Source organism: Klebsiella sp. MISC125, from assembly GCF_051131775.1.
Classification (GTDB): domain Bacteria; phylum Pseudomonadota; class Gammaproteobacteria; order Enterobacterales; family Enterobacteriaceae; genus Klebsiella.
This window is the reverse complement of sequence record NZ_CP180448.1, coordinates 397,212-410,801: the sequence shown is the minus strand read 5'-3', so window position 1 is coordinate 410,801 and position 13,590 is coordinate 397,212. Positions and strand designations below refer to the sequence as shown.

The following is a 13,590-nucleotide window of genomic DNA, read 5'->3' as shown; positions in this document are numbered from 1 at the left end:
ATTAACGCCAGCAGAATCATTGATCGATCGCGGACGCGAGTGGATGACATTTTCATTAAACATAGTTGATTGGCAAGCCATGGCACCTGGGGTCAATGGCAGCGAACAGTGGCTTCAGTGGTCACGGCATTTGCACGCCATCGATCCAGCGGCCTCCCCAGCCAGGCTTAGCGAGCTGCCGATGATGACCGCCCGCCGACTCAGTTCCGGTAGCAAGCTGGCCGTAGAATGCGGACTGGCGATGCTGCGCCGTCATCATATCGACGCGGTGCTGTACACCAGCCGCCACGGCGAGCTGGAGCGCAATTACCGAATCCTCCACGCTCTGGCGACAGAGCAGGCGCTCTCGCCAACCGATTTCGCCTTATCGGTGCATAACTCCGCCGTGGGTAACCTGACGATTGCGGCAAAAAAACCGATAGTCTCATCATCGCTTTCTGCCGGACGAGATACCTTCCAGCAGGGCTTATATGAAGTGATGGGGCTGTTACAGGCGGGCTATCAGCGCGTACTAATGGTCGATTTCGATGGCTTCCTGCCCGAGTTTTATCACCCACAGCTGCCATCTGATATGCCAACCTGGCCCTATGCGACGGCATGGGTGATTGAAGCAGGCAGCGAATGGCAGTGTCAAACTCAGCGCCAAAGCGTGCCCAGCGAAGAGACCGCCCTGCCGCAAAGCCTGCTGTTTTTACGCCACTATTTACAACACGCCGACGCCTTTACGCTCCCCGGCGAGCGCGTTCAGTGGCTATGGAGCCGCGCATGAACGGCGTCTTGTCACAGCTAAACCGTCTCTGGCGAGCGGCGATGACCGGCCTTTGTTTCGCGCTGTTCGGGATTGGCGGGCTGCTGCTCTCTCTTGTCTGGTTCAATCTGCTACTGGTGACGGTCCGCAACAAGGCCCGCCGCCGTCGCCTCGCGCGGCGCAGTATTTCGGCAAGTTTTCGACTCTTTTTAACCGTAGTAAAATCCGTCGGCGTACTCGATTACCGCATTGAAGGGGGTGATATTTTACGCCAGGAGCACGGCTGCCTGGTCGTCGCCAACCACCCTAGCCTTATCGATTACGTCATGCTGGCGTCCGTCATGCCCGAAACCGACTGTCTGGTGAAAAGTGCGCTGCTGAAAAATCCCTTCCTCAGCGGCGTAATTCGTGCCGCGGATTATCTGGTTAACGATCAAGCCGATGCCCTGCTGCCCGCCAGTCGTCAGCGTTTAAAGCAAGGCGATACTATTTTGATTTTTCCCGAGGGAACGCGCACGCTGCCCGGCGAAAAAATGACGCTACAACGCGGCGCGGCTAATATCGCGGTGCGCTGTAGCAGCGATTTACGCGTGGTGGTTATCCGCTGCAGCGAGCACATGCTGGGCAAACAGAGCAAGTGGTATGACGCACCGCAAACCAAACCGCGCTTTACCATTACGGTTGGCGAGCGGGTGCAAATCGACCAATTTTACGACGCAAATATACAAGAACCGGCGCTGGCGGCAAGGCAGTTGAACCGGCATCTTTTGCTTCAATTACAATCAGGTACTACGCCTGGCACAGGAATTAATGATGCAAGCGCTCTATCTTGAAATTAAAAATTTGATTATCAACACATTGAATCTGGACGAGCTGTCCGCTGACGATATCGACACTGAAGCAGCGCTGTTTGGCGATGGTCTGGGTCTGGACTCAATCGATGCTCTGGAGCTCGGTCTGGCAGTGAAAAACCAGTATGGCGTGGTGCTGTCGGCTGAGAGCGAAGAGATGCGCCAGCACTTCTTTTCCGTCGCCACGCTGGCATCTTTCATTCACGCGCAACGTGCCTGAGGAGAGTCCGTTATGACCGATCAAAAAGCCATTTACGAAGAAGTCTCCACGCTGTTGGTTAAGCTGTTTGAAATCGACCCACAGGATATTAAGCCCGAGGCGCGTCTGTACGACGATCTGGAGCTGGACAGCATTGATGCTGTTGACATGATCGTGCATCTGCAAAAGAAAACCGGTAAGAAAATCAAGCCGGAAGAGTTCAAAGCCGTGCGTACCGTGCAGGATGTTGTCGACGCGGTAGAACGCCTGCTCAAAGAAGCCTGATTCGGCATGTCAGGCGTTCGCTCGCTACCGGTGGTCCCACTGCTGACGGGCTTACTGCTTCTGGCCTGGCCATTTTTGATTTGGTTTGGGCTGGCGCATAACAGCCTGCACTGGCTGCTGCCTCTGATGGCGCTGCTGCTTTTTTTACGCTTTCGCCAGACCCGGCGACAGGCGGGACCGCTGCGCATCGTCACCCAGGTGGTAGCGATAGCGGGCATGACGCTTTGCATTGCCAGCTATCTGCTTAAAACGCACCAGTTGCTGCTGTTCTACCCGGTGGTGGTCAACGCCGTCATGCTGGCGGTGTTTGGCGGTTCGCTATGGTCATCCATGCCCATCGTCGAACGTCTGGCGCGACTGCGCGAGCCCGCTCTTGCGGATACTGGCGTGCGCTATACCCGCCGCGTGACGCAAATCTGGTGCGCCTTTTTCATCATCAACGGCGGCATTGCGCTGTTTACCGCGCTACGCGGTGATATGTCTCTGTGGACGGCCTGGAACGGGATGCTCTCCTATCTGTTGATGGGAACGCTGATGGCGGGCGAGTGGTTAGTCCGCCGCCGGGTGATTAAACGAGATATCCAATGAAGCAGCCTCTCCCACTCTCAGAGTGGCTCAGCGCCCAACGTCCAGCCGAGATGCCCATTGCATGGCAGGAAGACTGCACCTGGACACTCGGTCATCTACGCCATGATGTTGACCAGTTGATAACGCACCTGCATCAGCAGGAAGCTGAACGCTGGGCGCTATGCTTTGAGAACAGCTATCTGTTTATCGTGGCGCTGCTGGCGACGCTGCATGCGGGCAAAACGCCGGTGATCCCCGGTCACTGCCGCGTGTCGTTATTAAACGAGCAGCGCGCGCTGTTTGACGGCGTATTGAGCGATAAGTCGCTGGACTGGCAGGGAGCGCAGCTGATTGTCAGATCTACCATGGCAAACGCAACGCACGAAATCTCTTTACCCGCGATCCGCGCGGACGCCTTCGTTGAACTCTTTACTTCAGGTTCTACCGGCCAGCCGAAGCGGGTCATCAAGCCCATTAGTCGCCTTGACCGCGAAGCAGCACTGCTCGCCTCACGTTTTTCCGACCGTCTTGCAGGCTGTCGGGTCGTGGCCTCGGTGGTCCCTCAGCATTTGTACGGCCTGACGTTTCGTATCTTCCTGCCGATGACGCTGGGTCTGCCGCTGCATGCCGCCATGACCTGGTACGCCGAACAGCTGGCCGCCCTGAGCCATGAACATCGCTATGCGTTTATCAGCAGCCCGGCGTTTCTCAAACGCCTCGACAACCAGCTGACGCCTCCACCGGTCGAACTGATTTTGTCCGCAGGCGGCATGCTGCCCTGGCAAGATGCCGCACAGGCCGCCGGTTGGCTGCAAGTCTGGCCGGACGAAATTTATGGCAGTACCGAAACCGGTGTTATCGCCTGGCGCCATCGCCAGCAAGACGACGCGGCATGGTTGCCCTTTCCCGGCGTCAGGTTTCATGCTGAAAATGATGCATTTCGCGTGTTTTCTCCGCTGATTGCTGATGATAATGGCCTGTTACTCGACGATGCCCTGCATTTTGCAGAAAGCGGCCAGTTTCGCCTGACGGGGCGTCGGGGCCGGATAGTTAAAATTGAAGAGAAACGTATTTCACTTGGCGAAGTGGAGCAGCGCCTGCTGGCGCTGGACGGCATCCTTGACGCGGCGGTATTGCCAGTGACTCGCGGCAGCCGTCAGGGCGTTGGCGCATTGCTGGTGCTGGACGACAACGCCCGCGAGCGCTGGAGTAAAAGCCAGGAATTAGCATGGCGTAAAGCGCTGCGCGCGTTGCTTGAGCCGGTTGCTATTCCTCGTTACTGGCGGGTGGTTGATGAAATCCCGGTCAACAGTATGAACAAGCGTGTCTATGCGCAATTACAGGAGTTATTTCATGAAACCCCATGAAATTGAGCGCCATCAGGCACAACCTCATCAGGTTGAAATCGTTTTGCATCTCGACCCTTCACTGTTCTGGTTTCGTGGACATTTTGCCGTGCAGCCGCTGCTGCCCGGCGTCGCGCAGATGGACTGGGTAATGCATTACGCCACCACGCTGCTCGCCCCCGGCTGGCGTTTTCACAGCATTCAGAACGTGAAATTTCAGGCCCCGCTGCTGCCGGAAACCATCGTCACGCTGATCCTGAACTGGCAAGAAGAGCGGCAGATGCTGAGCTTCAGCTATCAGCGCCATGATGGCGATGCGCGCCACACCACCAGTAGCGGGAAAATCCGGTTATGCCGATAGCCTTCCAGCCCTGCGTACTGATCCCCTGCTACAACCACGGCTCAATGATGGCAAGCGTGCTGGCGCGGCTTCAGCCGTTCGGCCTGCCCTGCATTGTGGTGGACGACGGCAGCGACGACGCCACGCGGGATGAACTGGCCCGCCTGGCGGCAGAAGATAAAAATCTGACCTTAATTCGCCTGCCGATTAACTCGGGCAAAGGTGCGGCGACGATCTGCGGCATGCAGGCGGCGGCAGAGGCCGGATTCAGCCATGCGGTGCAGGTTGATGCCGACGGCCAGCATGCCATTGAAGATATTCCTGAACTGCTTGCACTGGCAGAGCTTCACCCTACAGCGCTGATTTCCGGGCAACCCATTTATGACGATTCCATACCCCGCTCGCGCCTGTACGGACGCTGGGTGACCCACGTCTGGGTGTGGATTGAAACGCTCTCGCTCCAGCTCAAAGACAGCATGTGCGGCTTTCGGGTTTATCCGGTAGCACCGACGCTACAGCTGGCGCAGCGCGTGACGCTCGGCAAGCGAATGGATTTTGATACCGAAGTAATGGTGCGCCTCTACTGGCAAGGTAACACCAGCTATTTTGTCCCCACCCGCGTCACCTATCCGCTGGACGGGCTATCGCATTTCGATGCCCTCAAAGACAACCTGCGCATTTCACGGATGCACACGCGCCTTTTTTTTGGCATGTTGCCGCGCATCCCGTCGCTGCTTTTTCGCCGCGCATCGCCACACTGGGCGCGCCAGCAGGAAGTAAAGGGATTATGGGGGATGCGCCTGATGCTACTGGTGTGGCGATTACTCGGGCGCAAAGCATTCTCCCTGCTGCTCTACCCGGTGGTCGGCGTTTACTGGCTGACGGCAACCACCGCCCGCAAAGCCTCCCAACGCTGGATTGCTCGCGTGCGTGAACAGCTAACCGCTCGCCAGATGCCGCTGCCGCCATCGCTCACCAGCTATCAGCACTTCCTGCGTTTTGGCGATGCGATGCTCGATAAAATTGCCAGCTGGCGTGGCGAACTGCGGTTAGGCCGCGATGTGGTCTTTGCTCCAGGAGCTGAAGAGACGCTCAACGTTAGCTCTCCACGCGGCAAGCTGCTGCTGGCCTCGCATCTGGGCGATGTTGAAGCCTGTCGCGCGCTGGCGCAATTACAGGGCAGCAAAACCATCAACGCGCTGGTGTTTAGCGACAATGCCCAGCGCTTTAAGCAAATTATGCAAGAAATGGCCCCGCAGGCCGGGCTGAATCTGCTGCCGGTAACCGATATTGGCCCGGATACCGCGATCCTGCTTAAAGAGAAGATGGATCGCGGCGAGTGGATTGCCATCGTCGGCGATCGCATTGCGGTCAACCCGCAACGCGGCGGCGAATGGCGCGTCTGCTGGAGCCACTTTATGGGGCAAGCGGCCCCCTTCCCGCAGGGACCTTTTATTCTCGCCTCTATTTTACGCTGCCCGGTGGATCTGATTTTCGCCCTGCGCCAACAGGGGAAACTGCGTATTCACTGCGAGCCTTTCGCCGACCCGCTACTGTTGCCGCGCGCCGACCGGCAAAACGCATTACAGCAAGCCATCGATCGCTACGCCGAACGTCTGGAACACTACGCGCTACAGTCGCCGCTCGACTGGTTTAACTTTTTCGATTTCTGGCAGCTGCCGGATACCAAAGACAAGGAGTAAGGGTGCTTAACGATCCCCGCTTTACGGCTGAAGTCGAGCTGACCATTCCGTTCCACGACGTCGATATGATGGGCGTGGCGTGGCACGGAAACTATTTCCGCTATTTCGAAATTGCCCGCGAGGCGCTGCTGAATCAGTTCGATTATGGTTATCGGCAGATGAAAGAATCGGGCTATCTGTGGCCGGTGGTCGATACCCGCGTCAAGTACCGCAACCCTCTGACCTTTGAGCAGCGCATTCGCGTACGCGCCCGCCTTGAGGAGTTCGAAAACCGTCTGCGCATTGGTTACGAAATTTTCGATGCCGAAACCGGCAAGCGTGCCACTACCGGCTACACCATCCAGGTGGCGGTGGAAGAAAAAAGCCGCGAACTGTGCTTCGTCAGCCCGGCTATCCTGTTCGAACGTATGGGGGTCACACCATGAGATACTTACCACTGCTGGCGCTGCTCATCAGCCCTTTCGTCAGCGCCCTGACGCTTGATGATCTGCAACAGCGCTTTACCGAACAGCCGGTGGTTCGCGCTCACTTCGATCAAACCCGCACCATCAAGGATCTGCCGCAGCCGCTGCGATCCCAGGGCAAAATGCTGATCGCTCGCGAACAGGGTTTACTGTGGGATCAAACCGCCCCGTTCCCGATGCAGCTGCTGCTCGATGACAAACGGATGGTACAGGTGATCAACGGCCAGCCGCCGCAAACCATCACCGCCGAGAACAACCCACAAATGTTCCAGTTCAACCATCTGCTGCGCGCGCTGTTCCAGGCGGATCGTAAAGTGCTGGAAGAGAACTTCCGCGTGGAGTTTGCTGACAAAGGCGAAGGCCGCTGGACGCTGCGCCTGACGCCGATCACCACGCCGCTGGATAAGATTTTCGCGACCATCGATTTAGCCGGAAAAATCTATCTGGAGAGCATTCAACTGAACGATAAGCAGGGCGATCGTACCGATATCGCCCTTTCCCAACACCAACTGACGCCTGCACAGCTGACCGATGACGAACGCCAACGCTTTGCCGCCCAGTAAACGTCCCGCGCTGTTCTGGGGAATCGCCTGCCTGATCCTGCTGGGCGTGTTGCTGACGCTGTTGCCTCAGGCACGGCTTAACAGCAGCGTCCTGGCGATGCTGCCAAAACAGGCGCTCGGCGCGATCCCACCGAGCCTCAACGACGGCTTTATGCAGCGCCTTGACCGGCAGCTGGTCTGGCTGGTAAGCCCCGGGAAAAAAGCCGACCCGCAGGTTGCCCGCAGCTGGTTATCGCTATTACAGAAATCGCAGGCGCTGGCTGAGGTCAAAGGCCCGATGGACGCCGACAGCCAGCAGGCCTGGGGCACCTTCTTCTGGCAGCACCGCAACGGCCTGATCGATAGCGACACCCGAGCACGCCTGCAAAACGGCGGCGAGGCGCAGGCGCAGTGGATTCTTTCCCAACTCTACTCAGCCTTCTCTGGCGTGAGCGGTAAAGAACTGCAAAACGACCCGCTGATGCTGATGCGCGGCTCGCAGTTGGCAATGGCCAAAAACGGCCAGCGCCTGCGGCTGATGGACGGCTGGCTGGTGGCCCAGGATGAACAGGGTAACTACTGGTACCTGCTGCACGGCGAGCTGGCCGGTTCGTCGTTTGATATGCAGCAGACGCACCAGCTAGTCACCACGCTCAATACGCTGGAAGGTGAGCTCAAGGCGCAATATCCGCAGGCGCAGCTGTTGTCTCGCGGGACCATGTTCTACAGCGATTACGCCAGCCAGCAGGCGAAGCGAGATGTTTCGACCCTCGGCGTTGCCACCCTGTTTGGGGTGATTTTGCTGATTGTGGCGGTGTTCCGTTCCCTGCGCCCGCTGCTGCTGTGCCTGATTTCGATCGGCATTGGCGCGCTGGCGGGCACCGTCGTCACGTTGCTGATTTTTGGCGAGCTGCACCTGATGACGCTGGTGATGAGCATGAGCATCATCGGGATCTCCGCCGACTACACGCTCTACTATCTGACCGAGCGGATGGTGCACGGCGCAGAAACCTCACCGTGGCAAAGCCTCAGCAAAGTGCGCAATGCCCTGCTGCTGGCGCTGCTTACCACCGTGGCGGCGTATCTGATTATGATGCTCGCCCCCTTCCCCGGCATTCGTCAGATGGCGGTATTCGCGGCGGTGGGCCTGAGCGCTTCCTGCCTGACGGTGATTTTCTGGCATCCGTGGCTGTGTCGTGGGCTGCCGGTGCGCCCGGTTCCGGCGATGGTGCTGATGCTACGCTGGCTTGCGGCCTGGCGACGCAATAAAAAGCTTTCCGTCGGCCTGCCGGTAGCGCTGGCTCTCTTCTCACTGGCGGGAATAGCGACGCTGCGCGTGGATGATGATATCTCGCAGCTTCAGGCACTGCCGCAGGATATTCTGGCACAGGAAAAAGCGATTACCGCGCTGACCGGGCAGAGCGTCGATCAGAAGTGGTTTGTGGTGTACGGCAAGTCTGCACAGCAAACGCTGGAGCGGCTGGAACTGTTTACCCCCGCGCTGGAGCAGGCGAAAAAAGAGGGATGGCTTGGCGGCTATCGCACTATTGCGCTGAATTCACTCGCCCGACAGCAGCAGGATCTCAGCCTGCTGAAAAACGCAGCGCCAGCCGTCATCAAAGCCCTGAACAACGCCGGGCTAGCGACGGTAAATCCCGATCTTAACGCTATGCCGGTAACGGTCGATGCCTGGCTTACCAGCCCGGCCAGCGAAGGCTGGCGGCTGCTGTGGATAACGCTGGCCGATGGCGAAAGCGGCGTGCTGGTACCGGTTGAAGGGATAAAAAACAGTGCTGCATTAAGCACCCTCAGCACGAAATACTCCGGCGTCGCGTGGGTGGATCGTAAAAGCAGCTTTGACGAACTGTTCGCGCTGTATCGCCATATTCTGACCGGCCTGCTATTGGTTGCGCTGGCAGTGATTGCCTGCGGCGCGATGGTGCGACTTGGCTGGCGCAAAGGGCTAATCAGTCTCGTGCCATCGGTATTATCACTGGGTTGCGGTCTGGCGGTGCTGGCGCTCAGCGGCCATGCAGTCAATCTGTTCTCGCTGCTGGCGCTGGTGCTGGTGCTCGGCATCGGCATTAACTACACGCTGTTTTTCAGCAATCCGCGCGGCACGCCGTTAACCTCATTGTTAGCGATTACGCTGGCCATGCTAACCACCCTGCTAACGCTGGGGATGCTGGTCTTTAGCGCCACTCAGGCGATCAGTAGCTTTGGCATTGTGCTGGTAAGTGGCATTTTCACCGCCTTCCTGCTGTCACCGCTGGCGATGCCAGGGAAAAAAGAGAAAAAAAGAAGATGATTAAACAGACATTCTGGCGCGCCGCTGCGCTGGTCGCCACGCTGATGCTGGCCGGTTGCAGCCACTCACAGCCCGAACAAGAAGGCCGACCACAGGCGTGGCTGGAGCCGGGCGCACGCGTGACGCTACCCGCGCCGGGGATCTCTCCGGCGGTCAGTTCCCAGCAGCTCCTCACCGGCAGTTTTAACGGCAAAACCCAGTCGCTGCTGGTGATGCTTAACGCCGATGATAAAAAACTCACCCTGGCAGGCCTCTCCTCTGTCGGTATCCGCCTGTTCCTCGTCACTTACGATGAAAAAGGGCTGCATGCCGAACAATCAATCGTGGTGCCGCAGCTGCCGCCAGCCAGCCAGGTGCTCGCCGACGTGATGCTCAGCCACTGGCCGATTAGCGCCTGGCAGCCACAGTTGCCTGAGGGCTGGACGCTCACCGATATCGGCGACAAGCGCGAGCTGCGCAACGCCCGCGGCAAGCTGGTCACCGAAATCACCTACCTGAACCGCAAAGGCAAGCGCGAGCCCATCAGCATCGAACAGCACGTGTTTAAATACCACATCACCATTCAATACCTGGGTGACTGAGATGATCTACATTTCTGCGGTTGGCATGATTAACGCGCTGGGCAACAACGCCGATGAAATCGCCGCCAATCTGACGCGCGGCGTGGCTCCCGGTATGCGCCCGCGCACCGGCTGGCTTCAGGGCCATCCGCACGCGGTTTTAGCCGGCGTCGACGGTGAACTGCCGACGATTCCTGATGAGTTTAGCGCCCACCGTTCGCGCAATAATCAGCTGCTGCTGGCTGCGCTCGCGCAAATCCAGCCGCAGGTAGATGACGCCATTGCGCAGTTTGGTCGCGACCGCGTTGCCGTGGTGCTCGGCACCAGCACCTCCGGGCTGGACGAAGGCGACGTGCATGTTGATCTCACGCTCAACGGCAAAGCGAGCAGCGCCTGGCAGTACCCGCAGCAGGAGCTGGGCGATCCGTCGCGCTTTCTCAGCCACTGGCTGGCATTGGACGGCCCGGCGTTTACGCTCTCTACCGCCTGCTCCTCAAGCGCCCGCGCGATCATGAGCGGACGCCGCCTGATTGAGTCAGGGCTGGCGGACGTGGCGATTGTCGGCGGGGCGGACACGCTCAGCCGGATGCCAATCAACGGTTTCCATAGCCTGGAATCACTCTCGCCAACGTTATGCCAGCCATTTGGTCGCGACCGCAGCGGGATTACCATCGGTGAAGGCGCGGCGCTGATGCTGCTGACCCGCGAACCGCAGCCGATTGCGCTGCTGGGTGTCGGCGAATCCAGCGACGCGTACCATATTTCGGCCCCGCATCCGCAGGGCGAAGGGGCGATTCGCGCCATTCGTCAGGCGCTGAACGACGCAGGGCTAACGCCGGAGCAGGTGGGCTATATCAATCTGCACGGCACCGCCACGCCGCTGAATGACAAAATTGAGTCCAACGTGGTAAACGAGCTGTTTGGCGAGCGCGTTCCGTGCAGTTCTACCAAGCACCTGACCGGACACACGCTGGGCGCGGCAGGTATTACCGAAGCCGCCATCAGTATGCTGATTTTGCAGCGCGACCTGCCGCTGCCGCCGCAGGATTTCAGCCAGTCGCCGCGCGATGAAACGCTGCCTGCCTGCGGGATTATCGAGCGCCAGCAGCCGCTACCGCGCCCGGTCATCCTGTCAAACTCGTTTGCCTTTGGCGGCAATAACGCCAGTATCCTGCTCGGGAGAATGCCATGAGCCACTATTTAGCGCCCGGAGACTATCTGCCTCACGATGCGCCGATGCTGCTGCTTGAAGAAGTGGTTAGCGTGACGGACGACTCCGCTACCTGCCGCGTCACGGTATCGCCCGACGGCGTACTGGCTCAGTTTCTCGATGCCGAGGGCAATCTGCCCGGTTGGTTCGCCCTGGAGCTGATGGCGCAGACCGTTGGCGTGTGGTCCGGCTGGCACCGTCATCAGGCGGGTCAGGCCAGTATCTCGCTGGGCATGGTGCTCGGAGCACGTGAATTAGTCTGTGCGGCGGGAATATTGCCAGGTGGCCTGACGCTGGATATTAGCGTCACGCTACTGATGCAAGATGCACGTTTTGGCAGCTTTGAATGCGCTATTCAGGCCAGTGAAGAGATGCTGGCAAGCGGTCGCGTCAACACCTTCCAGCCGACAGCGGAAGAACTTAACACCCTATTTCAACAAGGAGCGTCCGCATGAGTCGTTCAGTTTTGGTTACCGGCGCCAGCAAGGGCATTGGTCGCGCCATCGCCCGCCAGCTGGCGGCGGACGGCTTTGTGGTCGGCGTTCACTATCATCGCGATGCACAAGGTGCCCAGGAGACGTTGGATGCAATCCTCGCTGCTGGAGGCACGGGGCGTCTGCTGGCCTTTGACGTCGCCAACCGCGAGCAGTGTCGAGAAGTGCTGGAGCAAGATAACGACGCGCACGGTGCCTGGTACGGCATCGTCAGCAATGCCGGCATTACCCGCGATGCCGCCTTCCCGGCGCTCAGCGATAACGACTGGGATGCGGTGATCCACACCAACCTCGACAGCTTCTATAACGTTATCCAGCCGTGCATGATGCCGATGATTAGCGCTCGTCAGGGTGGGCGCATCATCACGCTGTCTTCGGTTTCCGGCGTGATGGGCAATCGCGGACAGGTCAACTACAGCGCCGCCAAGGCGGGTATCATCGGAGCCACCAAAGCGCTGGCGATTGAGCTGGCAAAACGCAAAATTACCGTCAACTGCATCGCGCCGGGGCTGATTGATACCGGGATGATCGAAATGGAAGAGGCCGCGCTGAAAGAAGCCATGTCGATGATCCCGATGAAACGGATGGGCCAGGCCGATGAAGTGGCCGGGCTTGCCAGCTATTTAATGTCAGATATCGCGGGTTACGTCACCCGTCAGGTGATTTCTATCAATGGAGGGATGTTATGACACGTCGCGTCGTGATCACAGGGATGGGCGGCGTTACCGCCTTTGGCGAAAGCTGGCAAGCCGTTTCCGCCCGGCTGCAGGCGTATGAAAACGCAGTGCGCAAAATGCCGGAGTGGCAGGTTTATGACGGGCTGCACACGCTGCTGGGCGCGCCAGTCGATGATTTCACCCCACCGGAGCACTATACCCGCAAGCGTATTCGCTCTATGGGTCGCGTGTCGCTGATGTCCACCCGCGCGACCGAACTGGCGCTGGAGCAGGCCGGGCTAATTGGCGATGCGGTGCTGACCAACGGTGAAACCGGCATCGCCTACGGCTCGTCAACCGGCAGCACTGGTCCGGTGAGCGAATTCGCGACCATGTTGACCGAAAAGCACACCAATAATATTACCGGCACCACTTACGTGCAGATGATGCCGCACACCACCGCCGTCAACACCGGGTTATTCTTCGGCCTGCGTGGGCGAGTGATCCCCACTTCCAGCGCCTGCACCTCTGGTAGCCAGGCGATTGGCTACGCGTGGGAAGCAATTCGTCACGGTTATCAAACGGTGATGGTCGCCGGCGGCGCGGAAGAGTTGTGTCCGTCGGAAGCGGCGGTGTTTGATACGTTGTTCGCCACCAGCCAGCGTAACGACGAACCGAAAACCACACCTTCGCCGTTTGATGAACATCGCGACGGGCTGGTAATAGGCGAAGGCGCAGGCACGTTGATTCTGGAAGAGCTTGAGCACGCCAAAGCGCGCGGCGCGACGATTTACGGTGAGATTATCGGTTTTGCTACCAACTGCGATGCGGCGCATATCACCCAGCCACAGCGCGAGACGATGCAGATTTGCATGGAGCAGTCGCTGAAAATGGCGGGCTTAAACGCGCGGGATATCGGCTATATTTCGGCTCATGGCACGGCTACCGACCGCGGTGATATTGCAGAAAGTCTGGCAACGGCGGCGATTTATGGCGACAACGTGCCGATCTCGTCACTGAAAAGTTATTTTGGTCATACGCTGGGTGCCTGCGGGGCGCTGGAAGCCTGGATGAGTTTGCAAATGATGCGCGAAGGCTGGTTTGCCCCGACGCTCAATTTAAACCGTCCGGATGCTAACTGTGGCGCACTGGATTACATCATGGGTGAAGCCCGCAAGATTGATTGCGAGTTCCTGCAAAGCAACAATTTTGCTTTTGGCGGCATCAACACCTCATTGGTTATCAAGCGCTGGCCCTGAGAGATAGCTTTTGGGAACAGCGCCGGCCCATTTCCCGGAGGCGGCGCTTGACGCGCCT

The 13,590-nt window shown here is 58.7% G+C and carries 16 protein-coding genes; all 16 read left to right on the top strand.

Annotated features, from left to right (window positions below; genetic code table 11):
• The first annotated feature begins 43 nt into the window (after positions 1-43).
• From ACMYSL_RS01885 to ACMYSL_RS01810, 16 genes are read left to right on the top strand one after another with little or no spacing between them, the layout of a single operon-like run.
• Positions 44-769 (top strand): beta-ketoacyl synthase chain length factor, encoded by a 726-nt coding sequence (locus tag ACMYSL_RS01885; protein ID WP_434661248.1) that lies wholly within the window; start codon positions 44-46, stop codon positions 767-769.
• The gene (locus tag ACMYSL_RS01880) at positions 766-1,581 is read left to right on the top strand and encodes a lysophospholipid acyltransferase family protein (RefSeq protein ID WP_434661247.1); all 816 of its coding nucleotides are present in this window, start codon (positions 766-768) and stop codon (positions 1,579-1,581) included. The genes ACMYSL_RS01885 and ACMYSL_RS01880 overlap by 4 nt, the downstream gene beginning before the upstream one ends.
• Entirely contained in the window at positions 1,562-1,819 is a 258-nt protein-coding gene (locus ACMYSL_RS01875; protein WP_024131035.1) for a phosphopantetheine-binding protein, read from the top strand. The genes ACMYSL_RS01880 and ACMYSL_RS01875 overlap by 20 nt, the downstream gene beginning before the upstream one ends.
• 12 nt (positions 1,820-1,831) lie before the next feature.
• Positions 1,832-2,083, top strand: a complete 252-nt coding sequence (locus ACMYSL_RS01870) for an acyl carrier protein (protein ID WP_110274883.1) — start codon at positions 1,832-1,834, stop codon at positions 2,081-2,083.
• Positions 2,084-2,089: 6 nt separating this feature from the next.
• Positions 2,090-2,671 carry a hypothetical protein gene (locus tag ACMYSL_RS01865; RefSeq protein WP_304253948.1) on the top strand — a complete coding sequence of 194 codons (582 nt, stop codon included), beginning with the start codon at positions 2,090-2,092 and terminating at the stop codon, positions 2,669-2,671.
• Positions 2,668-4,017, top strand: a complete 1,350-nt coding sequence (locus tag ACMYSL_RS01860) for an AMP-binding protein (RefSeq protein WP_434661245.1) — start codon at positions 2,668-2,670, stop codon at positions 4,015-4,017. Before ACMYSL_RS01865 ends, ACMYSL_RS01860 begins: the two co-directional genes overlap by 4 nt.
• On the top strand, positions 4,004-4,357 hold the full coding sequence (locus ACMYSL_RS01855) for an ApeI family dehydratase (protein WP_434661244.1): 354 nt from the start codon (positions 4,004-4,006) through the stop codon (positions 4,355-4,357). The genes ACMYSL_RS01860 and ACMYSL_RS01855 overlap by 14 nt, the downstream gene beginning before the upstream one ends.
• Positions 4,348-6,039, top strand: a complete 1,692-nt coding sequence (locus ACMYSL_RS01850; RefSeq protein WP_434661242.1) for a glycosyltransferase family 2 protein — start codon at positions 4,348-4,350, stop codon at positions 6,037-6,039. Before ACMYSL_RS01855 ends, ACMYSL_RS01850 begins: the two co-directional genes overlap by 10 nt.
• 2 nt (positions 6,040-6,041) lie before the next feature.
• On the top strand, positions 6,042-6,464 hold the full coding sequence (locus ACMYSL_RS01845) for an acyl-CoA thioesterase (RefSeq protein WP_182235182.1): 423 nt from the start codon (positions 6,042-6,044) through the stop codon (positions 6,462-6,464).
• Positions 6,461-7,066 (top strand): LolA family protein, encoded by a 606-nt coding sequence (locus ACMYSL_RS01840; protein ID WP_112214838.1) that lies wholly within the window; start codon positions 6,461-6,463, stop codon positions 7,064-7,066. The genes ACMYSL_RS01845 and ACMYSL_RS01840 overlap by 4 nt, the downstream gene beginning before the upstream one ends.
• Entirely contained in the window at positions 7,035-9,353 is a 2,319-nt protein-coding gene (locus tag ACMYSL_RS01835) for an MMPL family transporter (RefSeq protein WP_434661241.1), read from the top strand. The genes ACMYSL_RS01840 and ACMYSL_RS01835 overlap by 32 nt, the downstream gene beginning before the upstream one ends.
• Positions 9,350-9,934 carry a DUF3261 domain-containing protein gene (locus ACMYSL_RS01830; protein ID WP_304253961.1) on the top strand — a complete coding sequence of 195 codons (585 nt, stop codon included), beginning with the start codon at positions 9,350-9,352 and terminating at the stop codon, positions 9,932-9,934. The genes ACMYSL_RS01835 and ACMYSL_RS01830 overlap by 4 nt, the downstream gene beginning before the upstream one ends.
• Before the next feature lies 1 nt (position 9,935).
• Positions 9,936-11,105, top strand: coding sequence for a beta-ketoacyl-[acyl-carrier-protein] synthase family protein (locus tag ACMYSL_RS01825; protein WP_434661239.1), 1,170 nt, complete (start codon positions 9,936-9,938; stop codon positions 11,103-11,105).
• Positions 11,102-11,578: an ApeP family dehydratase gene (locus ACMYSL_RS01820; protein WP_434661238.1), complete on the top strand. Its 477-nt coding sequence runs from the start codon at positions 11,102-11,104 to the stop codon at positions 11,576-11,578. The genes ACMYSL_RS01825 and ACMYSL_RS01820 overlap by 4 nt, the downstream gene beginning before the upstream one ends.
• Positions 11,575-12,306 (top strand): 3-ketoacyl-ACP reductase FabG2, encoded by a 732-nt coding sequence (locus ACMYSL_RS01815; protein WP_181517757.1) that lies wholly within the window; start codon positions 11,575-11,577, stop codon positions 12,304-12,306. The genes ACMYSL_RS01820 and ACMYSL_RS01815 overlap by 4 nt, the downstream gene beginning before the upstream one ends.
• Positions 12,303-13,532, top strand: coding sequence for a beta-ketoacyl-ACP synthase (locus ACMYSL_RS01810; protein ID WP_434661237.1), 1,230 nt, complete (start codon positions 12,303-12,305; stop codon positions 13,530-13,532). Before ACMYSL_RS01815 ends, ACMYSL_RS01810 begins: the two co-directional genes overlap by 4 nt.
• Positions 13,533-13,590: the final 58 nt, after the last annotated feature.

Excerpts from the sequence above, each read along its gene's own strand:
- ACMYSL_RS01885 (WP_434661248.1), top strand. The coding sequence starts at position 44 with ATGACATTTTCATTAAACATAGTTGATTGGCAAGCCATGGCACCTGGG.
- ACMYSL_RS01880 (WP_434661247.1), top strand. The coding sequence starts at position 766 with ATGAACGGCGTCTTGTCACAGCTAAACCGTCTCTGGCGAGCGGCGATG.
- ACMYSL_RS01875 (WP_024131035.1), top strand. The coding sequence starts at position 1,562 with ATGCAAGCGCTCTATCTTGAAATTAAAAATTTGATTATCAACACATTG.
- ACMYSL_RS01870 (WP_110274883.1), top strand. The coding sequence starts at position 1,832 with ATGACCGATCAAAAAGCCATTTACGAAGAAGTCTCCACGCTGTTGGTT.
- ACMYSL_RS01865 (WP_304253948.1), top strand. The coding sequence starts at position 2,090 with ATGTCAGGCGTTCGCTCGCTACCGGTGGTCCCACTGCTGACGGGCTTA.
- ACMYSL_RS01860 (WP_434661245.1), top strand. The coding sequence starts at position 2,668 with ATGAAGCAGCCTCTCCCACTCTCAGAGTGGCTCAGCGCCCAACGTCCA.
- ACMYSL_RS01855 (WP_434661244.1), top strand. The coding sequence starts at position 4,004 with ATGAAACCCCATGAAATTGAGCGCCATCAGGCACAACCTCATCAGGTT.
- ACMYSL_RS01850 (WP_434661242.1), top strand. The coding sequence starts at position 4,348 with ATGCCGATAGCCTTCCAGCCCTGCGTACTGATCCCCTGCTACAACCAC.
- ACMYSL_RS01840 (WP_112214838.1), top strand. The coding sequence starts at position 6,461 with ATGAGATACTTACCACTGCTGGCGCTGCTCATCAGCCCTTTCGTCAGC.
- ACMYSL_RS01835 (WP_434661241.1), top strand. The coding sequence starts at position 7,035 with ATGACGAACGCCAACGCTTTGCCGCCCAGTAAACGTCCCGCGCTGTTC.
- ACMYSL_RS01830 (WP_304253961.1), top strand. The coding sequence starts at position 9,350 with ATGATTAAACAGACATTCTGGCGCGCCGCTGCGCTGGTCGCCACGCTG.
- ACMYSL_RS01825 (WP_434661239.1), top strand. The coding sequence starts at position 9,936 with ATGATCTACATTTCTGCGGTTGGCATGATTAACGCGCTGGGCAACAAC.
- ACMYSL_RS01820 (WP_434661238.1), top strand. The coding sequence starts at position 11,102 with ATGAGCCACTATTTAGCGCCCGGAGACTATCTGCCTCACGATGCGCCG.
- ACMYSL_RS01815 (WP_181517757.1), top strand. The coding sequence starts at position 11,575 with ATGAGTCGTTCAGTTTTGGTTACCGGCGCCAGCAAGGGCATTGGTCGC.
- ACMYSL_RS01810 (WP_434661237.1), top strand. The coding sequence starts at position 12,303 with ATGACACGTCGCGTCGTGATCACAGGGATGGGCGGCGTTACCGCCTTT.